This window comes from Glacieibacterium frigidum (genome assembly GCF_007097155.1).
Taxonomy (GTDB): domain Bacteria; phylum Pseudomonadota; class Alphaproteobacteria; order Sphingomonadales; family Sphingomonadaceae; genus Glacieibacterium; species Glacieibacterium frigidum.
This window is the reverse complement of the sequence record NZ_VJWA01000001.1, coordinates 777501-794420: the sequence shown is the minus strand read 5'-3', so window position 1 is coordinate 794420 and position 16920 is coordinate 777501. Positions and strand designations below refer to the sequence as shown.

The 16920-nt window shown below is 65.6% G+C and carries 17 protein-coding genes, 1 tRNA gene and 2 rRNA genes (1 of these 20 cut by a window edge); 11 read left to right on the top strand and 9 right to left on the bottom strand.

Annotated features, from left to right (window positions below):
• The first annotated feature begins 125 nt into the window (after positions 1-125).
• Positions 126-755, top strand: coding sequence for a PEPxxWA-CTERM sorting domain-containing protein (locus FMM06_RS03830; RefSeq protein WP_143554861.1), 630 nt, complete (start codon positions 126-128; stop codon positions 753-755).
• A gap of 37 nt (positions 756-792) precedes the next feature.
• Here FMM06_RS03830 and FMM06_RS03825 read toward each other — a convergent pair whose 3' ends face one another.
• From FMM06_RS03825 to FMM06_RS03815, 3 genes are read right to left on the bottom strand one after another with little or no spacing between them, the layout of a single operon-like run.
• Complete coding sequence (locus tag FMM06_RS03825) at positions 793-1212, bottom strand: TadE/TadG family type IV pilus assembly protein (RefSeq protein ID WP_143554860.1); 420 nt, start codon at positions 1210-1212, stop codon at positions 793-795.
• Complete coding sequence (locus FMM06_RS03820; protein ID WP_143554859.1) at positions 1209-1757, bottom strand: TadE/TadG family type IV pilus assembly protein; 549 nt, start codon at positions 1755-1757, stop codon at positions 1209-1211. Before FMM06_RS03820 ends, FMM06_RS03825 begins: the two co-directional genes overlap by 4 nt.
• On the bottom strand, positions 1754-4069 hold the full coding sequence (locus tag FMM06_RS03815; RefSeq protein WP_143554858.1) for a pilus assembly protein TadG-related protein: 2316 nt from the start codon (positions 4067-4069) through the stop codon (positions 1754-1756). The genes FMM06_RS03820 and FMM06_RS03815 overlap by 4 nt, the downstream gene beginning before the upstream one ends.
• Positions 4070-4610: 541 nt before the next feature.
• On the opposite strand from FMM06_RS03815, the gene FMM06_RS03810 reads away from it, so the two are divergent.
• The 9 genes from FMM06_RS03810 (at position 4611) to FMM06_RS03770 (ending at position 12411) form a co-directional block, all read left to right on the top strand.
• Positions 4611-4793 (top strand): Flp family type IVb pilin, encoded by a 183-nt coding sequence (locus tag FMM06_RS03810; RefSeq protein ID WP_328591546.1) that lies wholly within the window; start codon positions 4611-4613, stop codon positions 4791-4793.
• Positions 4794-4954: 161 nt separating this feature from the next.
• Positions 4955-5809: a Flp pilus assembly protein CpaB gene (cpaB, locus tag FMM06_RS03805; protein ID WP_143554857.1), complete on the top strand. Its 855-nt coding sequence runs from the start codon at positions 4955-4957 to the stop codon at positions 5807-5809.
• Between the two features lie 143 nt (positions 5810-5952).
• Positions 5953-7206 carry a type II and III secretion system protein family protein gene (locus FMM06_RS03800; protein WP_185965021.1) on the top strand — a complete coding sequence of 418 codons (1254 nt, stop codon included), beginning with the start codon at positions 5953-5955 and terminating at the stop codon, positions 7204-7206.
• On the top strand, positions 7203-7460 hold the full coding sequence (locus tag FMM06_RS03795) for a hypothetical protein (RefSeq protein ID WP_143554855.1): 258 nt from the start codon (positions 7203-7205) through the stop codon (positions 7458-7460). Before FMM06_RS03800 ends, FMM06_RS03795 begins: the two co-directional genes overlap by 4 nt.
• 14 nt (positions 7461-7474) lie before the next feature.
• Positions 7475-8617, top strand: coding sequence for an AAA family ATPase (locus FMM06_RS03790; protein ID WP_143554854.1), 1143 nt, complete (start codon positions 7475-7477; stop codon positions 8615-8617).
• Complete coding sequence (locus tag FMM06_RS03785; protein WP_407925193.1) at positions 8617-9993, top strand: CpaF family protein; 1377 nt, start codon at positions 8617-8619, stop codon at positions 9991-9993. The genes FMM06_RS03790 and FMM06_RS03785 overlap by 1 nt, the downstream gene beginning before the upstream one ends.
• On the top strand, positions 9993-10994 hold the full coding sequence (locus FMM06_RS03780) for a type II secretion system F family protein (RefSeq protein ID WP_143554852.1): 1002 nt from the start codon (positions 9993-9995) through the stop codon (positions 10992-10994). The genes FMM06_RS03785 and FMM06_RS03780 overlap by 1 nt, the downstream gene beginning before the upstream one ends.
• Positions 10991-11947 (top strand): type II secretion system F family protein, encoded by a 957-nt coding sequence (locus tag FMM06_RS03775; protein ID WP_143554851.1) that lies wholly within the window; start codon positions 10991-10993, stop codon positions 11945-11947. Before FMM06_RS03780 ends, FMM06_RS03775 begins: the two co-directional genes overlap by 4 nt.
• On the top strand, positions 11944-12411 hold the full coding sequence (locus FMM06_RS03770; protein ID WP_143554850.1) for an A24 family peptidase: 468 nt from the start codon (positions 11944-11946) through the stop codon (positions 12409-12411). The genes FMM06_RS03775 and FMM06_RS03770 overlap by 4 nt, the downstream gene beginning before the upstream one ends.
• Here FMM06_RS03770 and FMM06_RS03765 read toward each other — a convergent pair.
• The gene (locus tag FMM06_RS03765; RefSeq protein ID WP_235889057.1) at positions 12357-12689 is read right to left on the bottom strand and encodes a DUF1294 domain-containing protein; all 333 of its coding nucleotides are present in this window, start codon (positions 12687-12689) and stop codon (positions 12357-12359) included. The two genes, FMM06_RS03770 and FMM06_RS03765, sit on opposite strands and share 55 nt — an antisense overlap.
• Before the next feature lie 133 nt (positions 12690-12822).
• On the opposite strand from FMM06_RS03765, the gene FMM06_RS03760 reads away from it, so the two are divergent.
• Entirely contained in the window at positions 12823-13380 is a 558-nt protein-coding gene (locus tag FMM06_RS03760) for a DUF5658 family protein (protein ID WP_143554849.1), read from the top strand.
• A gap of 271 nt (positions 13381-13651) precedes the next feature.
• On the opposite strand, the gene FMM06_RS03755 is transcribed toward FMM06_RS03760, so the two are convergent.
• The 5 genes from FMM06_RS03755 to FMM06_RS03735 all read right to left on the bottom strand — a co-directional run.
• A complete protein-coding gene (locus tag FMM06_RS03755) occupies positions 13652-14077 on the bottom strand; it encodes an ester cyclase (RefSeq protein WP_143554848.1) in 426 nt (141 codons plus the stop codon).
• A 56-nt stretch (positions 14078-14133) separates the two neighbouring features.
• On the bottom strand, positions 14134-14367 hold the full coding sequence (locus FMM06_RS03750; protein WP_143554847.1) for a hypothetical protein: 234 nt from the start codon (positions 14365-14367) through the stop codon (positions 14134-14136).
• A 348-nt stretch (positions 14368-14715) separates the two neighbouring features.
• Positions 14716-14792 (bottom strand) — tRNA-Met (locus FMM06_RS03745).
• 50 nt (positions 14793-14842) lie between these two features.
• Positions 14843-14957: ribosomal RNA gene (gene rrf, locus FMM06_RS03740) — 5S ribosomal RNA — on the bottom strand.
• 79 nt (positions 14958-15036) lie between these two features.
• Positions 15037-16920 (bottom strand): 23S ribosomal RNA (locus tag FMM06_RS03735); it runs 920 nt beyond the window's last position.

Here is a 16920-nt window from a genome sequence, read left to right as displayed (position 1 = left end):
GGCTTGATTTGCATCTGTTCACGCCGCAGCCTCTAAATATTCATAGAAGAGACCTTGACAATTTTCGCACCAGACCGAACGTGCACTGCCGCTTGTTTCGGCAGTTACTAGCTTTGGGGGTATTTATGTTGCGTCAACTTGTATTCATTCTTGGTTTAGGGCTCGCGACGTCGGCGCAGGCTGCACTTTCGCCGGGATCGTTCGGGCCGGCGAGCAATCCAAGTGTCGCGCAGACTCCATCGTTCGGCCTGCTCGCGGAGGGCGGTGTCCTTGGGACCAACTACATCGATTTCGGCGTCGATTTCTCGTTCGGGAATGTCGAGGGCTATTTCGACGACGGCGACGCCCTGGCGTTCGGCGGGATCAACGGCGAGGGCGTGCTCGACCTGCTGACGGCGGTCGACGGTCGCATCATCGTCGCGGGCACGACGACCGGCACGACGACCGGCTTCATCTCGGTCGAGGCAGGCTTCGCATCGCCGGGCCAGCTCACCCTGTCGGTCTTCGACATCAACAATGTCCTGATCTCGTCAGTGGTCAACGACCTGACCGTCGGGCTCAACAGCCGGTCGCTGCTGACGCTGACGGCACCGGGCATCGCCTATTTCTCGGTCTCGGGTACCGACACGTTCGGCGTCGCACAGATCAACATCAGTGGGGCAGCGGTGCCCGAGCCGGCGAGCTGGGCGCTGATGATCGGTGGCTTCGGCCTGATCGGCCAGTCGCTGCGGCGCCGGCGCGCGGTCGCAGCCTAAAGGCGAGACGCCCGTTCGCGCAGGAAGCGGACGGGCGTCACGTCTGGTTGGGAAAGCAGGCCACGACCCTGATCGGATAGGCTTCGCCCAGGATCGGGCGCAGCAGCGGAATGATCGTCCGGAAGCTCGTCGAGATCGTTACGCGCGAAAAGCCGCCCTGGCTGGCGCAGGTCCCCGCGGCGGTCGCCACCACGGCGGCGGCCGGAACGGCAACGCTGAAGCTGGCGGCGCGCGTCCGTGCGAAGGTGACGCTGCGTGCGACATCCGGCAGGAGCCCGGTCGCGCACGGCGCCTGGCGAACCCCCATGCAGCGGGCGGTGGCGAACGCCGTCTGCTGCAGCGCGTTGCGCGTCCAGATCAGCCGGCCGAACTCCATACCGCCGAACAATAGCAGCACGAAGGGCACGAGGATCAACGCGAACTCGACCGCCGCGCTTCCCGACCGCGACCGCATCATTCGGTCTGCACCAGCGACATCAGCGCGATCTTGCCGTCGCGGACACCGCCGAAGCCACTGAACAGCGCCGTGTGCGGACGACTGACGCGCAGCTCGACGAACTTGCCGCCGCGCAGGCCGCTGGCGCAGGCGCTGCCGCAGGTCACCGGCGACCCCCACGTGACCGTCGTCGTGGCGGTCGGGCAATAGCAGCGATCGGCATCGGCCGCCGTGCCCGCCGTCGTGGCGGCGCCGTTCAGGATGCTGCGCCGCGGCCCGTTGTTGACGACGATCGTCACCGTCGCCGGAGCAGCGACACCATCATCGGTGAGGACCGCCGCCAGCGTCGTAGCGAGCGCCGCGCCGCCCGCGCTCGACACTGCCGCCGTATTGACCATCGCGTAATTGGTCGCGGCGGCGAGCGTGTTGTTGAGCTGCAGCCGTTTCAAATAGATGATCCCGATCTCGGCAGTGCCGGCGAAGATCACCGCGAACACCTGCGCGATGATCGCGAACTCGACCGCGACGGCACCGCCGCGCGCGCGCCAGATCCGGGCCGCACTCATTTGATCAGCACGACCTTGCCGCCACTCGCGGTGCCGCTGATGCACGTCGAGGCGAGCAGCGAACCGCCGCTCAGCGTGATCTCCTTGCCGATCAGCTGGAGGCACTCGCCCGCGCCGTTGCCGACGCTCGCCGCACCGTCGAAGCGAATCGCCCCGACGGGGAAGTAGAACAGGCCCGACAGGGTGGTGGCCGATGCGCCCTGCGCAAAATAGGCGCCGCGTGCGCCCGTCGCTGGCCCGACGACGACGAGCCGCTTGTAGGTGCCCGCGGTCGGCGTCGTGACCACGACGGTCTGATAGCCCGCGGCGACGCAGAATGCCTGTTCGGCGCAGGCCCCGGTAAGTGCCGCACCGGCTGCGCCGACAATCATGCTGACGCCATTGGCCAGCAGGCCGGTGTTAGCACCGTTGCACATCACGTTGCCGCCGCCATTGGCGCCGATCCCTATCGACCCGGTGACCGTATAGACCCCCGCGCCCAGCACGGTCGCGCCGGCGGTCAGGATGCTGCCCGCGATGTCGTGCTGCGACGCCGCGCCGATGACCGTGCAGCTGCCGCCGCCGCTCGCGATGTTGAGGTGGCCGCCCAGCTCGAAGATGCTGCTTACGCCCGTCGCATCGCCCGTCCTGAACGTCGCGCCGCCACCGATCTGCACCGCGTTGCCGTTGGTCGAGGCGCCGATCCGGAAGCTGTTGGTGGTGCCGCTACTGCCGAGCACGAGGATCGAACCGCCCGTCGCCGCGACCCCGGCTTGCAGGACGAAGCTGCTGGGCCCGGCGAAGATCAGCGAGGCCGCGCTGCTGCACAGGCTGAACTGCGCGCCGCTGCACGTCGATGCGCTGCGGCCAATGGTGAAATTGCCGGCGCCGATGGTGATCGTCGAGCTGCCCCCGGTGGTCAGTCCGCCGACGATGTTCCAGGTGCCGCCGCCGAAGCTCATGGTGCCGTAGGTGCCGATGGTCATCGCGCCGCCCACCGACAGCTGGGTGATGCTGTTGAAGGCGCTCGGGCTGGTCACCGCGAAATTGCCGCCGACGCGGATCTCGGGCTGGGCGATCGACGGCGTGTCCTTGGTCGTCAGGTTGCCGCCGACCCACAGCCGGCCGTTACCGGTCAGGCGAGTCGTGGAGTTGAAGGTCGCGTCGCCGGTGACGCTGACGTTGGTCGATCCGATCGTCGTCGTCGCGCCGGTCGACAGGCCACCGATGACGTTGAGCGTGCCGGTGCCGAAGGTCACGCCGCCGTAGCCGATCGTCAGCCCCTGCATGAACAGATAATTGGCGTTGCCGAAATTGATCGCCGGCCCGGTGCTCATCGCCATCGAGAAGAAGTTGTTGGTCAGGCTGTTGCCGACAAATTCGACCGCCAGGCCGCCGCCGACCGAGACAGTTTTGAAGCGATGGTCGCCCGGGGGGCAGTTGAGCGTCCAGGTCGATCCCGACTTGGTCGCCGTGCAGCCGAGCGCGATCGCTTGGGTCTTGGTCTTGGCGTCGTCGTAGCCGAGTTCGATATCGAGGAAGGTGCCGGTCGGCGCGGCAATTGCCGGGACGCCCGGCCCAACCGGCGCTCCCGGCGCGGTCAGTGCAGCAACGGGGACCAGGCGCGCGCGCGCCGTCGCGATGTCGGCATTGCCGGCAAGTGGATCGTTGGTCACCTTCTTGACGATCGTCGCGGCCGACCCGTTCGGCCCCTGGATGCCGCCGCACGGCTGGGACGGTAGTGCGGCCGAATTATAGGCGACCCCGACCGCGCGTAGCCCCGTTCCGCACGGTACCGAGATCGCGGCATTGGACGCCGTCACGCAGGCCGGCGCGTTAAGCTGCGCGCCGCCGATCATCTGGACGCCGCCGCCCGACGCGGCGAGGGCAAGGATGCACGAATCGACCGATGGGCGCAGCTCGGCGAAGGCTTCGGCGGGCACGGCCAGAGTGGCGGGCGCGCCGACGACCCGCGACAGCATCATGGTGACGTTGGTCGTCACGGTAACACGCACCGCCGAGTTCGCCGGAGCGGCGGGCGACGTGACGAGGGCTACATTCACAGATGCAGCCGGAATGCCATTCAGCGCGGCAACCGCCTTCGCGGCGTTGGTCATCGCGTTCTGGGATACGGTGGTGTTGTAGGCAACCGCGCCGGCATAGGCGCTCAGGTCGGCGATGCGCTGGTTCTCGACCTTCTCGACCAGGCCGCGCCCATGTTCGATGACAAGGCCCGCAGTCCCGAGCGTCACGGGCAGCAGGATCGCCGCGATGCCGCTGACGGCCCCGCCGCGTCCACGCAGGACACCCCCAAAAATCGAACGCAAACGCATACTCGGTAATCAGCCCCCATCCCTAGGGTGGCCCGAAATTCTTACGATCCGGTTATCATCCGCGCCGATAATGTTAGCCTCGGTTATTACGGTATCGCGCCGCAGCTCCGCCGGTCGAGAGTCCTGCCGCGGCACGCACGATGGTTAACCGTTGGAGATTCACGCGGAAACGTCCGGCTTCGGCCACGCAGACGTGCCTCGGTTGCTCAATCAGACCCTGTCACCAAAAGTTTTTGGTTAAGGGAAGTGTTAAAATGTGATCGGGCTAGCTCGTGGATACCCCGAACGGAACGCGAACATATTAATACTTGGGCGTCGTTAAGCGGTCGCTAACTAAAAATCTGTTGCGCTGAAGACGATTTGGCTCTCGTTTAAGAGACGGGCCAGGGGGGCTCCGATCTCGGTCGGTCTAGGGGTAGCAAAGCGCAGTTAAATCGCTGTCGTCTTGCCAACATCTCATCCTGTTCCAAGCACTACCGTAATTCTACGGTAGTGAGTGTGGCCACGCTGGCAGCAGCGTGTAGTTGAGAGGCGTACAATCATGATGAAGCTCTTGAAGAAAGTTCGCGTCAGCAAGTCGGGTGCTTCGGCGGCCGAGTATGCGCTGATCCTCGCCGTCATCGGTGGCGGCATCGTCGTCGCTGCCATCGCCCTGCAGGGCTCGATCAGCGGCGCGATGGGTCGCACCACGGGCACCCTGACCACCGCCGGCGTCACGCCGTAATGCTTTCGGACCGGGCGCCCGGGCACCCCGCCTTGAACCCTGGTCCGTCAACGAACCATCGCCCTTCCCGGGTCGCAAGGGTGGACGATGGATGTGTGTATCGTGTTGCTTTAGTTGCTTAAAAGCGAGGAACGTCGGCAGTGCCGCAACGGTCGCTCTTCATGTTAATCGGAGCAATCGCGCTCGGTCTGTTGGCTGTTCTCGTGATGCGTTTCTACATCGGATCGGGGGGTGGCGCCGAGAGCGCGGCGATCGCCGCCGCCCCCCGATCAACCCCGGTCGTCGTCGCTGCCGACACTTTGCCGTTCGGCAGCAAGATCGACCCGGCCAAGCTGAAAATCGTCGAATGGCCCGCCGACAGCGTGCCCGCGGGCAGTTTCCGCAGCATCGCCGCCGTCCAGGCCGATCGGACGATCTCCGTACCGCTGACCGCCGGCGAGCCGCTGCTGCTCACGAAATTGTCGGGCGCGGGCGGCCGCACCAGCATTTCCACGAAAATACCCGCCGACATGCGCGCCGCGACGGTTCGCGTCACCGACGTCACCGGGACCGGCGGCTTCATCCTGCCCGGTGAGCGCGTCGATATTCTTGTCACGCGCACGCCGACCATGACCGAGCCCGCCTACACCGACGTGCTCGCACAGAACGTCCGCGTCCTGGCCGTCAATCAGGACGCCAACGAGGCCAAGGACAAGCCGGAGGTCGTGCAGAGCGTCACCGTCGCGGTTACGCCGGTTCAGGCGCAGAAACTGGCGCTCGCCAGCGTCGTCGGGACACTCAGCCTGACGCTGCGAAATCCGCAGCTCGAAGCGATGGACCCGGCCCCGACCGTCAAGGTCGACGACCTGCGCGACCGCGTTCGCCCGCTCGCCACCGTCGCGGTGCAGGGGCGCGTCCGACGCGCCCGCCGGGTCCACCGCGTCGCGGCCCGCGCACCGCGAGCGCCGGCGGGGACGACCATCGAAATCGTGCGCGGGGTCGATACCGCACGTTACCAGATCGCGCGGAGCGAATGATGCCGGCAACATTGAAATCGACCCGGTGTCGGACGCTTCACACTGCGCGGCGCCAGCGCGAGACCGGGGGGCTTGCGCTGGCTGCCGCCGCCATTCTGCTGGCTGCGATCCCTGCGCCGGCGCGTCCGCAAACCGCACCGATCGTGGCGCGCAGCGGCGAGGCGGTCACGGTCGCGCAGGGCAAGAGCCAGCTCATCCACATCGCGCGCCGCTTCTCGAAGGTGCTGGTCGGCAACCAGGAGGTCGCCGACGTGCTGCCGATGAATGCCGAGACGCTGTACGTCCTCGGCAAGAAGCCCGGCGCGACTAACCTGACCGTCTACGACAAGGCCGGGCAGCTGGTCGCAGTGATCGACCTGATCGTCGGGGCCGACGTCAGCGGGCTGCGCAGCCAGCTCGCTGCGCTGCTGCCCGGCGAGCCGATCGGTGTGCGCGGCGCGGGCGATTCGGTGGTCATCGACGGCCAGGTTTCGAACGCCGTCGTCGCCGAGCGCGCGGCGCGCATCGCCGAGACCTACGCACCGGGCAAGGTCGTCAACTTCATGTCGCTCGGCTCGCCGCAGCAGGTCCTGCTCGAGGTGCGCTTCTCGGAAATGCAGCGCAGCACTGTCAAGGAGCTGGGTTTTCGCTCGCTTACCGCGTCCAGAACCGGAAACTTCCAGGCCGGGTCGGGTGACGACCTGTTTACCGGGGACCGCGTCGTCACACGGCCGACCGACGCATTCGCGACCATTTTCGGCAGCTTCGGGCTCGGCGGGCTCAATATCAACCTCGCGCTCGACGCCCTCGAGGAGAAGGGGCTGGTCAACACGCTGGCGCAACCCAACCTGATCGCCCTGTCGGGCGAGACGGCGTCGTTCCTGGCCGGCGGCGAGTTTCCTATCCCGGTCGCGTCGTCGGTCGGGCAAGGTGGCACGCCGACGATCACCATCGAATTCAAGGAGTTCGGCGTCAGCCTGGCGTTCACGCCGACCGTGCTCGCCAACGGCATGATCAGCCTAGTCGTTGCGCCCGAGGTCAGCTCGATCGATCCTAATGCCTCGATCCGCCTCAACACGATCATCATCCCGGGGCTGCGGACGCGGCGTGCGCGAACGACGCTCGAGATGCGCGACGGCGAAAGCTTCGCGATCGCCGGACTGGTCGGTGCCGACTTCGCCAATTCGGTGCGTCAGGTGCCGCTCCTCGGCAGCATCCCGATCATCGGCGCGCTGTTCCGCTCGACGCGGTTCAACCGCAACGAGACCGAGCTGGTCATCACCGTGACGCCGCACATCGTGCGTCCGGTCGCGCCCGCGGCGCTGTCGATGCCGACCGACCGGGTCCGCGCACCCGGCGAGGCCGAACAGCTGCTGCTCGGCGCGCGCCAGGCACCACAGGGGACGAAAAAGCCATGATCCTGCTGCTCGCCGCTGCCAGCTTCCTCTCGACGCCGCCCGCCGGCGTCAATGCCGGGCCGCAGTTCGGTTCGGCGACGCGCGACAATTTCGCGGCGATGATCGTGCCGCCGCCGCCGCGCGGGCCGGCGGTCGAGGGGGCGGATGGGGTGATGGCAGTCAACAACGTGCGCCGGATGCTAACCGAGCGAGTCAAGCCGCTCAAGAACACGACGATCGAGCCGCGCATCATGTGGGAGCGTACGCCGAAGTGAGCGCGCTCGCCCCCGTGGCGACTGCATCCACGCAGCGGCTCCGGGCGCTGCGCGTCGCCCTTGTCGTCGATCCGGGCAACGCCGGGGCGGTTCCGCCCGATCTGGCGTCGGCGACGGTCCATCTGCATTTCGCGGCGCTCGAGGACCTCGTTCCGACCCTGCCCTTCCTGCGCCAGGCCGATGTACTGGTCGTCGAGGTCATGCTCGACCGGCCGGGACAGCTCGACCAATTCGTGCGCATCCTCGCCGAGCAGCCGCGCCCGGTGATCGCCGCGACGCGTGCGCTCGATGCCGCCGCGACCCGCACCCTGATGCGCGCTGGCGCCGTCGACGTGGTTGCCCTGCCGCTCGACCCTGCCGATCTCGACGAGGCGCTGACTACGGCGCGCAAGGTCATCGCCAGCCGGCCCGAGACCGCCGCCAAGGGACGCGTCATCAGCTTCGTACGCGCCGTCGGCGGCGCGGGCGCGACCGCGCTCGCGTGCCAGACCGGCTGCCTGTGGGCGGCGCAGCAATCGACCTGCCTGATCGACTTCGACGTCCAGTTCGGCGCGGTCGCCCTGTACCTCGACATGCACCCGCCGCTCGGCCTGCTCGACCTGGTCGAGGCACAGGGCCGGCTCGACCAGATCCTGCTGTCGACGATTGCCGCGCGCCATGCCTCCGGGCTGCAGATCGTCGCCGCGCCGACCGACATTGCACCACTGGAGGCCCTGACCCCGGCGTTCGTCGCGCAGGTGCTGACCCTCGCCGCGGCCACCTTCGAAGTCGTGCTCGTCGATCTGCCCGCGGCGTGGACGCCCTGGTCGCTGGCGGCGCTGACCCATTCGGACCTCGTGCTGATGGTCAGCAATCTGAGCGTCCCCGGCCTGCGGCAGGCGCGGCGGCAGCTCGACCTGATCGAGGCCAACCATATCGCGGCGCCGCTGCGCATCGTCCTGAACCGGGTGCCCAAGAGGCTGTTCCGCACCATCGACATGGCCGACAGCGAGCGCGTGCTGCGGCGTAAGGTCGATTTCACCATTGCCGACGACGCGCCGACGATGAACAGCGCGGTCGATCAGGGTCGCACCATCGGCCAGATCCGCGGCAAGTCGGTCGTCGAGACCGATCTCAACAAGCTCATCGCCGGGCTGACACAGGTACTCGCAACATGATCTGGCCGGCGCGCAAATCGGTCGAGGCTACGACTTCACCGGCCGTCCCGCCGCCCGGCGCCGCGCCGAGCGCGACCATTGCGGTCCTGCCGACACGCGGCGAGCGGCGCACCGACCTGAAGGTGGACCTGCACCAGCGCCTGATCGAGCGGATCAACCTGTCGGCGCTCGACACGATGAGCCGCGAGCAGATCTCGGTCGAGGTCGCGGGCATCGTCCAGGACATGCTGGTCGAGCAGAACCACGCGCTCAACCTCGCCGAGCGCGGCGAACTGGTCGAGGACATCCTCGACGAACTCCTGGGCCTGGGGCCGCTCGAGCCACTGCTCAAGGACCCGACGATCACCGACATCATGGTCAACGGCGCATCGACGGTGTTCGTCGAGCGCAAGGGCAAGATCGAGGAGGTCAAGACGCGCTTCAAGGACGATCGCCATTTGTTGCGCATCATCCAGAAGATCGTCGGCGCGGTCGGTCGCCGGGTCGACGAGAGCTCGCCGATGGTCGACGCGCGGCTCGCCGACGGCAGTCGCCTGAACGCCATCATCGGGCCGTTGGCGATCGACGGCCCTGCCCTGTCGATCCGGAAATTCTCGAAGACGCCGATCGATATGTCGAAGCTGGTCGGTTACGGCGCGCTGCCGCAGGAAGCCGCCGAGGTGCTGCTCGGCGTCGTCGCGGCGCGGCGCAACGTCATCATCTCGGGCGGCACCGGGTCGGGCAAGACGACGATGCTCAACGCCCTGTCGGCGGCGATCGACAATACCGAGCGGATCCTGACCATCGAGGACTCCGCGGAGCTGCAGCTGCAGCAGCGTCACGTCGTGCGGCTGGAGACGCGGCCCGCGAACATCGAGGGGCGCGGCGAGATCAGCCAGCGCGAGCTGGTCAAGAACGCGCTGCGGATGCGGCCCGACCGCATCGTGCTGGGCGAAATCCGCTCGGGCGAGGCGTTCGACATGCTGCAGGCGATGAACACCGGCCACGACGGCTCAATGACCACCGTCCACGCCAACACGCCGCGCGACGCGCTGAGCCGCATCGAGCAGATGATCGGCATGTCGGGGATCGACATCAGCCCGAAATCGGCGCGCGCGCAGATCGCCGCGGCGATCCATGTCGTGCTCCAGCTGTCGCGCCTCAGCGATGGCTCGCGCCGCGTCATGTCGATCAGCGAGGTCACCGGCATGGAGGGGGAGACCGTGCTGATGCAAGAGATCTTCCGCTACAAGCGCACCGGCGTCGGCGAGAACGGCAAGGTGCTCGGGCACTTCGAGGCGACGGGTATCCGGCCGAAGTTCACCGAGGTGCTGACGGCGCGCGGCATCCATCTGCCCGCGAGCCTGTTCGACCCGTCGAACAAGCTGTCGGCCTGATGGACGCCGCCCTCCCCAGCCTGCCGATGCTGGTCTTCTACGTCCTGGTGTTCGGCGCGGTGCTGCTATTCGCCGACTTCGCGATGAACGCGCTCGCGGCGCGCCGCCAGACCCGCCATGTCAATCGCCGCCTCGGCCTGATTGCGGCGGGCAAGTCGCGTGGCGAGGTGCTCCAGCTGCTGCGCCCCGACCGCCGCGCCGAGGCCGGCCATGCGCTGATCGCGCCGCTGGTTCACTGGCTCGAGCCCAAGCTGCGCCAGGCGGGCCTGCGCATCGGCGCGACACGAATGCTGATGTACATGGCCGGCGCGACGCTCGCGATCGGCATCCTGTTTCCGCTCGTCGCCGAGCTCAGCGGCCGCTTCAACTCGCTGTCCGCGATGCTGCTGCTCGTGGTGTTCGCCGCCGGCCTGGGCTTCGGCGTCCCGGTCTTCGTCATCAACATGAAGGCCGCCAAGCGCATCAAGGCGTTCGACAAGCAGTTCCCGGTGGCGCTCGACATCTTCGTGCGCGGCCTGCGCGCAGGCCATCCGGTCAGCGCCGCGCTCGACCTGCTGACCACCGAGATCGCCGACCCGTGCGGCTCCGAATTCGGCATCGTCATCGACGAGGTCAATTACGGGCTGGACCTGCGCGAGGCACTGACCAACCTCAGCGACCGCATCGGCAGCCAGGACGTCCAGATGTTCACCGTCTGCGTCGCTATCCAGAGCGAGACCGGCGGCAACCTGGCCGAGATCCTGGAAGGGCTGACCAAGGTCATCCGCGAGCGCATGAGCATGGTGATGAAGGTCAAGGCGCTCGCCAGCGAGGGCAAGATGACCGGCACGATGCTGTCGATCCTGCCGCTCTTCACCTTCTCGATCGTCTTCTCGACGAGCCCCGCATTCTATCTCGACGTCTCGGGGGACCCCTGGTTCCTGCCCGGGGTCGGCGGCATCCTGACGCTGTACCTGCTCGGCGTCCTGACCATCCGCAAGCTGGTGGACCTCAAGGTATGACGGGTCTGGCCGGCCAGTTGCTCGTGCTCGCGCTGGTCTTCACGACCGGCTGCCTGACGTTCATGGCGCTTGCGCCGCTGTTCGCGCAGCGCGTCGACCTGCGGCACCGGCTCGCGGGCACCGTCGCCGCACCCCCGACGCCGCGCACCAGCCTGCGGGTCGATGCGACGCGCTCGTTCTGGTCGCGGGTCGTGCACGCCGTGGAGGCGCGCGGCGTCACGCTGACCGACGCCAAGAGCGGGCCGATGGCCGAGCAGCTCGTCCAAGCCGGGTTCCTCCAGCCGCATGCGCCGCGCGTCTATATGCTGGCGCGCGTCGGGCTGACGCTGCTGCTGCCGATCCTCGGCGCGGCGTGGATGCTGACCGATGCGAAGGTCCAGCCGCTCAAGCTATACCTGGTGATCGGCGGGCTGGCGGTCGCGGGCCTTTACGCGCCCGGCATCTACGTCGGCAACCGCGTCAAGAGCCGCGCCAAGGCGATCCTCAACGGCTTTCCCGACACGCTCGACCTCATGCTGGTCTGTGTCGAGGCGGGGCTGGGCATCGACGCTTGCTTCACCCGAGTCGGGCAGGAAGTGCGCCGCTCGCACCCGCTGCTCGCGGCGCAGTTCGCACTCGTCGCCCTCGAACTCCGCGCCGGGCGCAGCCGTGCCGACGCGCTGCGTGGGCTCGTTCGCCGCACCGGCGTGCCCGAGATCGGCTCTTTCGTGACGCTGGTCATCCAGTCGGACCGGCTGGGGTCGAGCATCGGGCAGGCGCTCAAATGCTACGCCATCGAGATGCGCGAGAGCCGCAAGATGCGCGCCGAGGAGAAGGCGCACCGTCTGCCGGTGCTGATCTCAATCCCGCTCGTCGCCTTCATGCTGCCGACGATGATCGCCGTGCTGATCCTGCCGGGTGCGATCATGATCAAGCGGGACATGCTGCCCAGCATGGCGGCGGCGGGCCGATGACTGGCCTGGGTCTCGTCCTCGCGGCAGCGGCGCTCGCCTGCGTCGGCGGCGCGGCGATCGCCGACGTGCGGAAGTTCGAGATTCCCGACGCTTGGTCGATCGTCATCGCCGCGCTGTTCGCGGGCTTCGCGATCGCCGAATGGCCGCTGCCGTCGTGGTGGCAGCATGTCGCTGCCGGCCTGCTGATGTTCGCGGTCGGGGTTGCGCTGTTTGCGCGCGGCTGGCTGGGCGGCGGCGACGTCAAGCTGCTCGCGGCGTGCGCGCTGTGGACGGGGTTCGACGGCCTGCCGTGGCTGATCGGGGGGACGACGCTGAGCGGCGCGGTGCTTGCCGTCGTCGTGCTTGCGGCGCGCCGGTTTGCGACGCCCGAGATGCGTTATCCGGCGCTGCAGGCGGGCGGACCGCTGCCCTACGCCGTTGCGATCCTGGGCGGGGCCAGCGTGTACGCGACCGTCGCGGTGTGATCAGCATGCAGCGCCATATACAGCAGGCCGAGCCCGATCACCGCGCCGATCTGGATGCCGACGATCAGCATCAGCATGTCGGCAAACGGCTGCTTGCGCGTCTTATGCCGGATAACGCGCTGCGCCATGATCGCCCCCGGGCCGCCGCCGCACGCCGCGACAAGCAGCAGGCGGAACTCGCTGACGCGATACCGGCGCGTCGCGGCGCGTGCCTTATCGTCGCAGAAAAGGAAATACGCCGTGGCATTCACCATGATAAAATAGCCGACGTAGATCACTCTTCGCTACTCCAACGCACGCATCGGCAGTATCTATTTGAAACGCCTGTTTACTGCAACAGTAAAATCGGCATTTCTAGTGCGTGATCAATCATATAGTCGAAATTTATCCGGCGATAATCTGTTCGCGATCATGGCGATATTGTTGCTTGTCGCCTCGTACATTGCCTTGACTGCTGCGGATTTCGCAACGACCCTGATCGGGCTCAGGAGCGGTAATGCCGTCGAGCTGAACCCCGCTGCCGCACATGGCGCCGACAATATTCGGATCGGCTTTCTGGTGGTCGCCAATATCGCGCTGCTGCTGCCGCTCGTCGTCGCATTCGCGGTCGGGATCGTCCAGGCGCACCGGGTGCCCCGCACGGCGCTGAGCCATTGGTGGCGGCACGTCCTCGACATCTTCTACGTCTCGCCCCTGAACGACCACGCCCGCCAGCGACGGCCGCTGCGCCTCGTCACCGCGGCGATGACCTTGCTCGTCCTCAAGCTGGTGATCGTCGGCAGCAACCTTCTCGTCATCGCAGGCCACCCCAACCCCACGACGCTGCTCGCGGTGATGTGGACCCACGCGGGGCTCGAGGGCCCGGCACTCTACTGGGCGGCGTACGGTGTGATGATCGTGCCTTGCTACATCGCCGCAGTCGGCCTCGCGGCTGCGACGCTGAAGCTGGCGCAGCGCAACAGGCGCTAGCGGTTCGCGGCCAGCAATGACGCTAAGGCCTCGACGGTTGTCGTCGTAATGATCGCGTCTAGTGCATCGAGGTGACGCCCGCAGCGTCTCACGCCGCGGTCTCGGCGAACAGGGCGCAGAGGCTCGCCCCGTCCGTGCCCACCACACATCGCCTCAACCGGCGCGTTTACGCCGCCCCGCCAGAGCCCGCATCTCACCACTTGTGAGCGGCTGCTGGGCCTCGCCGAGGTACGACATGGCGGGCGTCCTGCGCCATCCGTGATGCCTGACGCTAACCAGCAACATCGGCGAGGATGCCGAGCTGCTTCAGCATGCCAAGCTCGTCGGTCGACCCCCAGCGTTCGACACACTGGCCGTTCTCGAAGCGCGCCAGCTGCAGCGCGGCGACCTTGAAGCTTCTGCCCGTCGGGGCGACGCCTTGGAACTTGCCCTGGTGCGTGCCGCTGATCGTATAGCGCATCGCGACATGGTCGTCGCTCGCGGTGATTTCGACCGGCTCGGCCTTCAGGTCCGGAAACGCCATGCGCATCGTTCGGAAAAAGCCCTTCAGGCCCTCGATGTCCGGTGTCTGATCGGGGGCCGGATCGTGGTCGACAAAACTGGGCGCCAGGATCTCGTCCAGGACGTCGTAGCGACCGGCGCTGGCGACTTCGGCGCCCCACCGCTCTGTGGCGGCAAGATTGGCTTCCTTGGTCATCATTTACTCCTGAAGATTTTGAATTACCCAACGGGACGTGAGGTCAGCCGGGTGTCTCAGCCAGAGCCGGCGCTCTCGGCCGCCGGCGCTCCGTTATCGACCTTGAGCGTACCGCCGGCCTCAGCCGCGGCGATCCCTGAGCTTTCCTGGACGGCGACTTCCGCACGTCCGGCGGTCGGGTGGGCCATCGGGGCGGGCTTGCGGTCCTCGAACGGCGGGCTCTCGCCGGCTTCGGCAAGTTCCTTTGCTGACGATGTGGTCACGCGCGCCTGGGCTTCAAAGTCTGGCATCGGCCGTTCCTGTCGGGTTGGCCTGTCCAACGGACCGCCAGCACGATGGATGCCCGCTTGTTTCTCCAACGGTTCAGCCGGTCCGCCGATTATGGCGATCGCCCAGTAGGACGGCTGGCGAGACGCCGGCTCATAAGCCGGCGGCCGGCCAGCCCGCTCGCGACCCATTTCGAGAACGCCGAGACCGACGATCCCGAGCTCGGGTCGGGCCAGCCCAACTTGCACGCCGAGGGCAATGAGGCAGCGTAGAGACCACACGCCGCTCGGGGAGCATCGACGCGCCCCCACGACGCCAGACGCACAAAACCCCCGCCGGATATCCGGCGGGGGTTGAGTATTATGTGTCAGTGGTTGCGGGGACAGGATTTGAACCTGTGACCTTCAGGTTATGAGCCTGACGAGCTACCGGGCTGCTCCACCCCGCGACAAGGGGTATAACATTATGAATGGGTTCAGCCTGTCTGCCGGCTACAAAGCCTGGCGGCGTCCTACTCTTCCATCGCTTGAGCGATAGTACCATCGGCGCAGTCTGGTTTCACGGCCGAGTTCGGGATGGGATCGGGTGGGGCACAGACGCTATGACCACCAAGCTATGAAGCCGGCGGACAGACAGGAATTAGAAAATCGAATGCTAAGCTCTCGCTCAGTGCTGTCGATGATGGTGGGATCTACAAGCGCAATCAGAGTAATTAGGACCAGTCAGCTGAACGCGTTACCGCGCTTACACACCTGGCCTATCAACGTGGTGGTCTTCCACGACTCGATGAGATCTAATCTCGAGGGAGGCTTCCCGCTTAGATGCTTTCAGCGGTTATCCCGTCCGTACATAGCTACCCTGCTGCACCATTGGCATGATGACAGGTCCACCAGAGGTACGTTCATCCCGGTCCTCTCGTACTAGGGACAACTCCTCTCAAATCTCGACGCCCACGGCAGATAGGGACCAAACTGTCTCACGACGTTCTGAACCCAGCTCACGTACCACTTTAATTGGCGAACAGCCAAACCCTTGGGACCTGCTCCAGCCCCAGGATGTGATGAGCCGACATCGAGGTGCCAAACAACCCCGTCGATATGAGCTCTTGGGGGTTATCAGCCTGTTATCCCCGGCGTACCTTTTATCCGTTGAGCGATGGCCCGTCCACGAGGGACCACCGGATCACTATGACCGACTTTCGTCTCTGCTCGACCTGTCGGTCTCACAGTCAGGCTGGCTTATGCCATTGCACTCTAACAGACGGTTTCCAACCGTCCTGAGCCAACCTTCGCGCGCCTCCGTTACTCTTTAGGAGGCGACCGCCCCAGTCAAACTACCCGCCACAGAGGGTCCCTCGCCCAGTTTCATGGGCGCAGGTTAGATATAAGAAACGAACAGGGTGGTATTTCACTGGATGGCTCCACTCAGGCTGGCGCCCAAGCTTCAAAGCCTCCCACCTATGCTACACAGTTCATTTCCCATACCACTCTGAAGCTGCAGTAAAGGTGCACGGGGTCTTTCCGTCTAACCGCGGGTACCCCGCATCTTCACGGGGAATTCAATTTCGCTGAGCAGGTGTTGGAGACAGTGGGGAAGTCGTTACGCCATTCGTGCAGGTCGGAACTTACCCGACAAGGAATTTCGCTACCTTAGGACCGTTATAGTTACGGCCGCCGTTTACCTGGGCTTCATTTCAGTGCTTGCACACCTCCACTTAACCTTCAGGCACCGGGCAGGCGTCAGACCCTATACGTCGTCTTGAAGCCGACTTAGCAGAGCCCTGTGTTTTTGCTAAACAGTCGCTACCCCCTGGCCTGTGCCCCCCACAAAAAGTTGCCTTGATGTGGGGCCTCCTTCTTCCGAAGGTACGGAGGCAATTTGCCGAGTTCCTTCAACACCCTTCTCTCAAGCGCCTTGGTATACTCTACCAGCCCACCTGTGTCGGTTTCGGGTACGGTCTATACGGTGGGGCTATTTCCTGGAACCGCTTCGAAGCCCGGACAATCCAATAAGTCCGAACAACACACGCGATCCGTCACACACCACCAGGCCACGGAATATTAACCGTGTTTCCATCCACTACCCCCTTCGGGCTCGTGTTAGGGACCGGCTCACCCTACGCGGATTAGCCTTGCGTAGGAACCCTTGGGCTTTCGGCGACAGGGCATCTCACCCTGTTTATCGCTACTCATGTCAACATTCGCACTTCCGATACCTCCACGACCCATTACCAGGCCGCTTCACAGGCTTACGGAACGCTCCGCTACCGCGCACTTGCGTGCACCCAAAGCTTCGGTACGTGTCTTGAGCCCCGTTACATCTTCGCCGCAGAAATCCTTATCTAGACCAGTGAGCTGTTACGCTTTCTTTAAAGGATGGCTGCTTCTAAGCCAACCTCCTGGTTGTTTTGGGACTTCCACATGCTTTCCCACTTAGACACGATTTGGGGACCTTAGCTGTTGGTCAGGGCTGTTTCCCTCTCGACGACGGACCTTAGCACCCGCCGTCTGTCTCCCAGACTGTACTCGCACGTATTCGGAGTTTGGTTAGGTTTGGTAGATCTCGCGACCCCCTAG

Bases quoted from the DNA above. Each gene is read 5' to 3' on its own strand.
- FMM06_RS03830 (WP_143554861.1), top strand. From the start codon at position 126: ATGTTGCGTCAACTTGTATTCATTCTTGGTTTAGGGCTCGCGACGTCG.
- FMM06_RS03825 (WP_143554860.1), bottom strand. From the start codon at position 1,212: ATGATGCGGTCGCGGTCGGGAAGCGCGGCGGTCGAGTTCGCGTTGATC.
- FMM06_RS03820 (WP_143554859.1), bottom strand. From the start codon at position 1,757: ATGAGTGCGGCCCGGATCTGGCGCGCGCGCGGCGGTGCCGTCGCGGTC.
- FMM06_RS03815 (WP_143554858.1), bottom strand. From the start codon at position 4,069: ATGCGTTTGCGTTCGATTTTTGGGGGTGTCCTGCGTGGACGCGGCGGG.
- FMM06_RS03810 (WP_328591546.1), top strand. From the start codon at position 4,611: ATGATGAAGCTCTTGAAGAAAGTTCGCGTCAGCAAGTCGGGTGCTTCG.
- cpaB (WP_143554857.1), top strand. From the start codon at position 4,955: ATGTTAATCGGAGCAATCGCGCTCGGTCTGTTGGCTGTTCTCGTGATG.
- FMM06_RS03795 (WP_143554855.1), top strand. From the start codon at position 7,203: ATGATCCTGCTGCTCGCCGCTGCCAGCTTCCTCTCGACGCCGCCCGCC.
- FMM06_RS03780 (WP_143554852.1), top strand. From the start codon at position 9,993: ATGGACGCCGCCCTCCCCAGCCTGCCGATGCTGGTCTTCTACGTCCTG.
- FMM06_RS03775 (WP_143554851.1), top strand. From the start codon at position 10,991: ATGACGGGTCTGGCCGGCCAGTTGCTCGTGCTCGCGCTGGTCTTCACG.
- FMM06_RS03770 (WP_143554850.1), top strand. From the start codon at position 11,944: ATGACTGGCCTGGGTCTCGTCCTCGCGGCAGCGGCGCTCGCCTGCGTC.
- FMM06_RS03760 (WP_143554849.1), top strand. From the start codon at position 12,823: ATGGCGATATTGTTGCTTGTCGCCTCGTACATTGCCTTGACTGCTGCG.
- FMM06_RS03755 (WP_143554848.1), bottom strand. From the start codon at position 14,077: ATGACCAAGGAAGCCAATCTTGCCGCCACAGAGCGGTGGGGCGCCGAA.
- FMM06_RS03750 (WP_143554847.1), bottom strand. From the start codon at position 14,367: ATGCCAGACTTTGAAGCCCAGGCGCGCGTGACCACATCGTCAGCAAAG.